The 7,257-nt window shown below is 57.8% G+C and carries 8 protein-coding genes and 1 pseudogene; 5 read left to right on the top strand and 4 right to left on the bottom strand.

Translation table 11 applies throughout. The features are described from left to right. Both BMY36_RS18485 and BMY36_RS18480 read left to right on the top strand, forming a co-directional pair. Window positions 1–257 (top strand): transposase (locus BMY36_RS18485; RefSeq protein WP_139194149.1); only part of this gene is annotated, 257 nt, incomplete at its 5' end. Between the two features lie 46 nt (window positions 258–303). Further along, a pseudogene (locus BMY36_RS18480) lies at window positions 304–558 on the top strand (IS3 family transposase); the annotation flags it as partial. Between the two features lie 161 nt (window positions 559–719). Here the strand turns inward: BMY36_RS18480 and uxuA are convergent. The 4 genes from uxuA to BMY36_RS18460 all read right to left on the bottom strand — a co-directional run bounded on the left by uxuA (window position 720) and on the right by BMY36_RS18460 (window position 5,005). Further along, on the bottom strand, window positions 720–1,973 hold the full coding sequence (uxuA, locus tag BMY36_RS18475; protein WP_336469882.1) for a mannonate dehydratase: 1,254 nt from the start codon (window positions 1,971–1,973) through the stop codon (window positions 720–722). Window positions 1,974–2,066: 93 nt separating this feature from the next. Beyond that, window positions 2,067–2,843, bottom strand: coding sequence for an ATP-binding cassette domain-containing protein (locus tag BMY36_RS18470; protein WP_050521297.1), 777 nt, complete (start codon window positions 2,841–2,843; stop codon window positions 2,067–2,069). After that, entirely contained in the window at window positions 2,843–3,904 is a 1,062-nt protein-coding gene (locus BMY36_RS18465) for an ABC transporter permease (RefSeq protein ID WP_050521296.1), read from the bottom strand. Before BMY36_RS18465 ends, BMY36_RS18470 begins: the two co-directional genes overlap by 1 nt. 93 nt (window positions 3,905–3,997) lie before the next feature. After that, window positions 3,998–5,005, bottom strand: a complete 1,008-nt coding sequence (locus BMY36_RS18460; RefSeq protein ID WP_050521295.1) for a sugar ABC transporter substrate-binding protein — start codon at window positions 5,003–5,005, stop codon at window positions 3,998–4,000. Window positions 5,006–5,182: 177 nt separating this feature from the next. On the opposite strand from BMY36_RS18460, the gene BMY36_RS18455 reads away from it, so the two are divergent. The 3 genes from BMY36_RS18455 to BMY36_RS20355 form a co-directional block, all read left to right on the top strand. After that, window positions 5,183–6,376, top strand: a complete 1,194-nt coding sequence (locus tag BMY36_RS18455; RefSeq protein WP_050521294.1) for an ROK family transcriptional regulator — start codon at window positions 5,183–5,185, stop codon at window positions 6,374–6,376. Window positions 6,377–6,444: 68 nt separating this feature from the next. Further along, window positions 6,445–6,933 carry a hypothetical protein gene (locus BMY36_RS18450; protein WP_050521293.1) on the top strand — a complete coding sequence of 163 codons (489 nt, stop codon included), beginning with the start codon at window positions 6,445–6,447 and terminating at the stop codon, window positions 6,931–6,933. Between the two features lie 27 nt (window positions 6,934–6,960). After that, window positions 6,961–7,257: hypothetical protein (locus BMY36_RS20355; protein WP_217646639.1), on the top strand; the 297-nt coding region annotated here is incomplete at its 3' end.

Here is a 7,257-nt window from a genome sequence, read left to right as displayed (position 1 = left end):
CACCCATATCGAGGCAATCGGGAAAGTGGCAAGGCAAGGAACGCATCCAAGGCGGGCGCGCCAGTGTCAGGCACGCGGTCTATTTGCCAGCGGTTGTTGCAACACGCTTCAATCCAGACATGAAGGCAAAATACGAGCAGCTGATCTCGACCGGGAAATGCAAAAAACTGGCCATCACAGCCGTCATGCGAAAACTGATTGTCATGGCCAACGCACTGCTTCGGGATCAGAGAAAATGGACGCAAAACCCAGCTTGACCAATACGGATACTCGCGCATGTAAACATGCACTGCCGGGCAGCGGATGAGCGGCAAGGGCAATTGTTACGACAATTCGATGGTCTTGCGTCGGGGAAACGCCCCACCGGGGCCTTTCCTGATCCTCCTCGCTTTCTTCAAATCCATCAAGGCCGAGCTGATCTGGCGCAATCGTTGGGACACACGCCGTCAGGCAGAAGGCGCGATCTTCCAGTATATCAACGGGTTCTATAATCCACCGCGCAGGCAGTCATCGTTGGGCGGTAAAAGCCCCTTGGCATTCAAACGAAAGGCCGCATAAATGAGTTAAAAGACCGGAACGTAAGCGTGACAAGACCATCATGACAGGTGCCAAAAGTGTTCCTCTCAGCCCTAACTCTCGCCGCCACTGTCATCTTCTGGCTTTGGGCTCCGCGCTTGGCACGCGCCACCGCGGGCCCAATCCTCACCCTGCTTTCCCGCCTAATCGGCAAAGCTGACATGTGGGTGTGACAGAGCCGCAATAAGCCCGCGAATTTCCGCCAAGCCCCGCAAACGGCCCACCAAGGGATAGCCGGGATGGGCGCCAGAACCTATATCTGACAGCATCTCATGGCCATGATCGGGCCGCCAAGGCAGGTTATGATCGGTGCGCCCTGTGTCGCGGCGGCGCGCTTCCTCGGCCAGCAACGCGGCTGTCAGCGCGACCATATCGGTGTCGCCTTCCAGATGCGCCGCCTCTGCGAACGACCCATCCGGGTCTTTGCGCACGTTGCGCAGATGAACAAAATGGATGCGGTCGCCAAAACGGTGCGCGATGGCGGGCACATCATTGGCAGGATTGGCCCCTAGTGAGCCGGAACACAGGGTCAGTCCGTTTTCAATACTGGGCTGCTGGTCCATGATCCAAGCGATATCATCGGCGCAAGTGACCACGCGTGGCAGGCCGAAAATATCGCGGGGTGGGTCATCGGGATGGACGCAAAAGCGCATGCCAAGGTCAACGGCGGCAGGGATAACCTCCGCCAGAAAACGGGCGTAATTGGCGCGGATTTCGTTGCGACCGATGCCGCTGTAAAGCGCCAGAGCGTTGCGCAGGCCCGGCACATCATAACGGTCATAGGCGCCGGGCAGGCCCGCCATAATGGCTGCGATCAGGGCGGTGCGGTCATCTTCGGTTGATTGGTCAAACCAATCGCGCGCACGGGTTTTTACGTCTTGGGTATAATCTTGGTCCGCACCATCCCGGCCCAGCATGTGAATTTCCAACGCACAAATCAGCGCTTGGTCAAACCGCAGGCAAGATCCGCCTTGTGGCAGGGGGTGGCGCAGGGCCGTGCGGGTCCAATCAATCAACGGCATAAAATTATAGCAGATGGTCTTGATGCCTTCCGCCGCCAGGTTGGCCATGGATTGGCGATACTTGGCGAACAGATCGGACAAATCACCATCGCCGCGCTTGATGCGTTCGTGGATGGGCAAGCTTTCAACCACCAGCCAGTCTTGGCCATGCCCCGCATCGGCGATCAGGCGTTTACGCTCTGCGATCGCCTCACGCGACCAAACTTGACCATAGGGAATTTCGTGCAAGGCGGTGACAATGCCACCCGCCCCAGTTTGCGCAATATCGGACAGGGTGATTTTGTCCAATGGCCCATACCACCGCCAGCTTTCGCGCATCCACTTTCCCTTCATCGGCTCTGATTGCAGCGCCCCCACCGCAGGGCGCTTTGGCATTGTTGTATGGAAGTATGGCAATACTTGACAAGGGGTGTCGGACGCAACCGCCCCGAATCTGCGCGCCGCGCCGCCCCCATCACACCGCCACCATTAAACTGCAGCCGTCTCCAGCGGTGGCTCCTTCGCGCCGGTCATAAAGGCCACGGCATCTGACATGGTGTAATCCTTTGGGTTCACCACACACAGGCGTTTGCCCAGACGGTGAACATGGATGCGGTCGGCCACCTCAAACACATGCGGCATGTTGTGGCTGATCAAGATAATCGGGATACCGCGCGATTTCACATCCTGAATCAACTCCAAAACCTTGCGCGACTCCTTCACCCCCAGCGCCGCCGTGGGTTCATCCAGAATGATCACCTTGGACCCGAACGCCGCTGCTCGCGCCACTGCAACCCCTTGGCGCTGCCCGCCCGACAGGGTTTCCACCGCTTGGTTGATGTTTTGGATGGTCATCAAGCCCAGTTCCGTCAGCTTGTCGCGCGCCAGTTTTTCCATGCGCGGGCGGTCCAATTGGCGCAACCATGTGCCGCGAAACCCCGGTTTGCGCAACTCGCGCCCCATGAACATATTGTCGGCGATCGACAGGGCAGGGGACATGGCAAGCGTTTGATACACCGTTTCAATCCCCGCATTGCGCGCTTGAATGGGAGATGTGAAACGGATCCGCTTGCCTTCTAAATACACCTCCCCTTCATCGGGAACAATCGCGCCCGATATGGCCTTGATCAACGATGATTTGCCCGCGCCATTGTCGCCAATTACGGCCAAAATCTCGCCGGGGTACAAATCAAAATCGCAATGGTCCAACGCGGTGACCCGGCCATAGCGTTTGACCAAGTTGCGGCCTTTCAAAATGGGTTCCATCAGGCAGACACCTTTCTAATCCATTGATCCACAGCAACAGCACCGATAATCAGCGCCCCAATCAGCAAATAGGTCCATTGCGCATCCGCGCCCATCAGGCGCAATCCAAGGGTGAACACCCCAACAATCAGCGCGCCAAACAGCATCCCCAGAATGGACCCGCGCCCGCCAAACAGCGAAATACCGCCTATCACCACCGCTGTGATGCTTTCAATATTGGCCAGTTGCCCGGATGTGGGCGACACTGACCCAATGCGCCCGATCAAGGCCCAGCCCGCAAAGGCGCAGATCAACCCGGAAATCATATAGACCGAAATCAGCGTGCGCTTTACGTTGACGCCCGACAATTCAGCAGCGTCGGGATCATCGCCCACCGCATAGACATGGCGGCCCCAGGCCGTGTGTTTCAGGATATAAGCTAGCAAGGCCACCAGCAGCACCATGAAAATAACGCCCACGGTGAACACCGCCTCTCCAACTTTGAACGTCGCCCCAAACAGCTGCAGCAACGGCGCTTGTTCGGCAATATCTTGGCTGCGGATGGTTTCATTGGCGGAATACAGAAAATTTGTGGCCAATGCGATTTGCCACATGCCCAAGGTCACGATGAACGGCGGCAGGCGCATGATGGCGATCAGCCAGCCGTTCAAAAACCCCACAAACGTGCCAACCGCAAGCCCGCAAACAATAGCAAATTCCACAGGCAACCCATAGCGAAACGTCGCTTGCCCCATCACGACCGACGACAGAACCATGATGGCCCCCACGCTAAGGTCAATTCCGGCGGTCAAAATCACAAGGCTTTGCGCCGCCCCAACAATGCCCACAATCGCAGTTTGCTGCAAAATCAACGTCAGCGCAAAAGGCGAGAAGAATTTGCTGCCCAACAGCGCGCCAAACACCGCAATGGATGCTACCAGCACGACCAGCGGCACCAAGGCCGGGTTCACATGCAGCCAATGTTGCAAGGTACCAATCATACCGCGATTGGGGCGGTCAAATTTGGCGACCCCTTGGTTGCCGCGCTTTGTGCCCTGCTCGAAGTTTTCACTGTCGGACATGGTGACCCTCCCGTTCCTTGATGTGGCAATCTTATGTGAAAAAGGGCGGCAAAACCGCCCCTTTTCTGTGGGTTCAATACCGCGCGGCGGCGATCAGCCCCAGCACAGTTCCGCGCCTTTGGCGGCATCGATGCTGTCCACACCTTCGACCGGGGTATTCGTGATCAAGGTCACGCCCGTGTCGAAAAAGTTTTTGCCCTCAGTGTTGGTGGGCTTCGTGCCGTCTTTGGCCCAGGCGGCAATCGCCTCCACGCCTTTAGATGCCATCAGCAAGGGGTATTGCTGCGATGTGGCACCGATCACACCGTCTCTGACGTTGGCCACACCCGGGCAACCGCCATCGACCGACACGATCAACACGTCCTTTTCGCGGCCAATGGATTTCAGCGCCTCATAGGCCCCGGCAGCCGCAGGTTCGTTGATGGTGTAAACCACGTTGATCATCGGGTCCTTGGCCAACAGGTTTTCCATCGCCTTGCGCCCGCCTTCTTCATTCCCGGCGGTCACGTCATTGCCAACGATGCGCGGGTCGGTTTCATCGCCCCATTTATTCGGGTCGGCCAGATCAATACCAAAGCCTTGCAAAAAGCCCTGATCGCGCAGCACGTCCACCGATGGTTGCGACACGCCAAGGTCCAGCATGGCGATTTTGGCATTTGCAGCCTCGGCCCCCAAGGTGCCAAGCGCCCATTTGCCGATCAGTTCACCCGCCAAAAAGTTGTCGGTCGCAAATGTCGCATCCGCGGCATCAATCGGGTCCAGCGGGGTGTCCAATGCGATAACCAACAGGCCAGCATCGCGCGCCTGTTTGACCGATCCTGTGATCGAAGATGTGTCGGATGCGGTCAGCAAAATACCTTTGGCACCATCGGCGATGCAGGTTTCAATCGCGGCCACTTGGGTTTCGTGATCGCCGTCAATCTTGCCGGCAAAGGATTTCAGGGTCATGCCCAATTCCGTTGCTTTCGCCTCCGCGCCCTCTTTCATCTTGACAAAAAACGGGTTGGTATCGGTTTTGGTGATCAGGCACACAGTATCTGCCACAGCGGCGCCCGACAGACCCAAAAATGCGACAGCCGTTGTTGCGAGTAGTTTGTTCATATTGTCCTCCCAAGACAGTCTTTGATCCTTGATCGCGTTCAAGGTGTCACCGCAAAACTGCGGAACTGCGCTTAAAACACACGATTCGGGGGGCTGCGTCAATAAATAAATAAAGTTGATTTATTAATTGGATATTGCATCTTCCCTAATGCAAACTGGGTCACTAGGGTCGCGCGTATGGATGGATCCAAAATCAGAACCCTCAGCGGTGGCGCGAACCAAAGCGGGTTGCGCGACTATAATGAACGGCTGCTTTTGTCGATGTTGCAGCGCAACGGACCGCTGCCGGGATCTGACCTGGCGCGCATGGCAGGGCTGTCGCCGCAAACGGTTTCGGTGATCTTGCGCAAGCTGGAAAGCGATGGGTTGCTGGCGCGTGGCGCGTTGATGCGGGGCAAAGTGGGCAAGCCGTCGGTGCCGATGGGGCTGGACCCGGACGGCGTTTTTTCCTTTGGGTTAAAGCTGGGGCGGCGCAGTGCGGAACTGATCTTGATGGATTTCACGGGGGTCATTCGCGCGCAACGGCGCATCACGTTTTTCTATCCCACCCCGCAAAACATCCTGACCTTTTTGCGCGACGGTTTGGTGGCCCTGACCGAGCAGATGAGCGTGAAGGACCGCGCGCGGCTGTGTGGGATTGGCATCGCGTCACCGTTTGAGCTGTGGAATTGGCACCAGTTGGTCGGCGCCCCTGCGGCCACTTCGCAACTGTGGAAAGAGCTTGATCTAAGGGCGGAAATCGCCACCTTCAGCGACCTTCCGGTGTTCATCGTCAACGATGCCACGGCGGCGTGCCGGGCTGAACATGTCTATGGCTGCGGCAAGGAATACCGCGATTATGCGTATGTGTTTATCGCGGCGTTTATTGGCGGTGGCATTGTCCTGAACCATTCAGTGTTTGAAGGGCATCAGGGCAATGCGGGCGCTTTGGGGTCGTTGCCCAGCAGTGGCCCCAGCGGCGAAAGCCGTCAATTGATTGATATCGCGTCGCTGCATGTGTTGGAGGGGCGGTTGGTTGAGGCGGGGCTGGACCCGGCCTGCCTGTGGCAAACCCCGCAAGACTGGTCCAGCGTCGCGCGCTATGTGGAGCCGTGGATCGGTCAAGCGGCGCAGGAATTGGCCAAGGCCAGCATTTCAATTTGCGCGGTGATTGATTTTGAAACGATCATGATTGATGGGGCGTTTCCGGCGGATGTAAAACGCGAATTGGTGGAACGAACCCAGCGCTATTTGCAAACCCAAGACGCGCGGGGGTTGGTGCCCCCGACCATTCGGGCAGGTGAAATTGGCGGCAAAGCGCGTGAAATTGGGGCGGCCTGTGGCCCGATATTTGCGCAGTTTTTGCTGAACACCAACGGCGGTGCGTTTTGACCGGGCGGCAAGTTGGCGGCGGTTTTCCTTTGCGCCGTTTTGCGCCATAAGGACGGCAGGAGGCGTTTATGTTCGACACATGGAAGCAAGAAAAAGCGATTGCCGCATTGGTGGATGAGGCGCAAGCCTTGGCCGATAAATTGGCTGAAAAGGTGGCGGCGGGTAAGCCGCATTTTTTGGACAGCCACGCGGCGGCAGCAGCATTTTGGGCAGAAACCTACCGCGCCGCGGGGCAGGATTTGCACGCGATGGTGGATTGGCCGCCTGCCGCCACGGCCCGTTTCATCAAGGCCACGCAAGCGAAAATCGGGGTGATGCGCAAGGCCCGCGACTATGACAGCAGCGATGGGCTGGCGATTTGGCTGCACACCGCGCGCGCAGTGACGGAGCCGCGGATTGCGCCTGCGGTGCGCAGCATTTGGCGGCAGTTGATGAAGGAAGGGCCCAACGTGGGGTCAATGGCGGATGATTTGCTGCTGGATGCGGGCCTGCCCGTGGGGGCTGTGCGCCGCGCGCCCAAAGGGTTTGCACCTGTGGAGGGCGACGGGCAGGCGTAAGGGCGGCTGTTCGGCCCTTTGTGCGATATGTTGCGGCAAATTTTCATCGCGCGGCGGTGGGTTTTTGCGGATATTTTTGGTGGCTTGCGGGCAAAGGGAGTGAACTTGGTGGCGGGCAATTCCTCGCGGCGAGTGCCAAACCTTTTCCCCGGAAAAGCTTTGGTGGGGCGGCGGTGTGGGCAGCGCATCGATAGGCGGCAGTTCTTTGAAAGTATGGGGGAAATTTCTCGTTTCTGGGGGCTGAGAGAGGTGGTCCTAGTTCTTCGACCACTTTGCAGCCCTTTTAAGGTGGATCATGGTTTCATTTCAGGCTGCCATTCTCAT

The organism is Pseudorhodobacter antarcticus (assembly GCF_900110135.1).
Taxonomy (GTDB): domain Bacteria; phylum Pseudomonadota; class Alphaproteobacteria; order Rhodobacterales; family Rhodobacteraceae; genus Pseudorhodobacter; species Pseudorhodobacter antarcticus.
The sequence above is the reverse complement of the archived record's forward strand: the minus strand, read 5'-3'. Positions and strand labels throughout refer to the sequence as shown.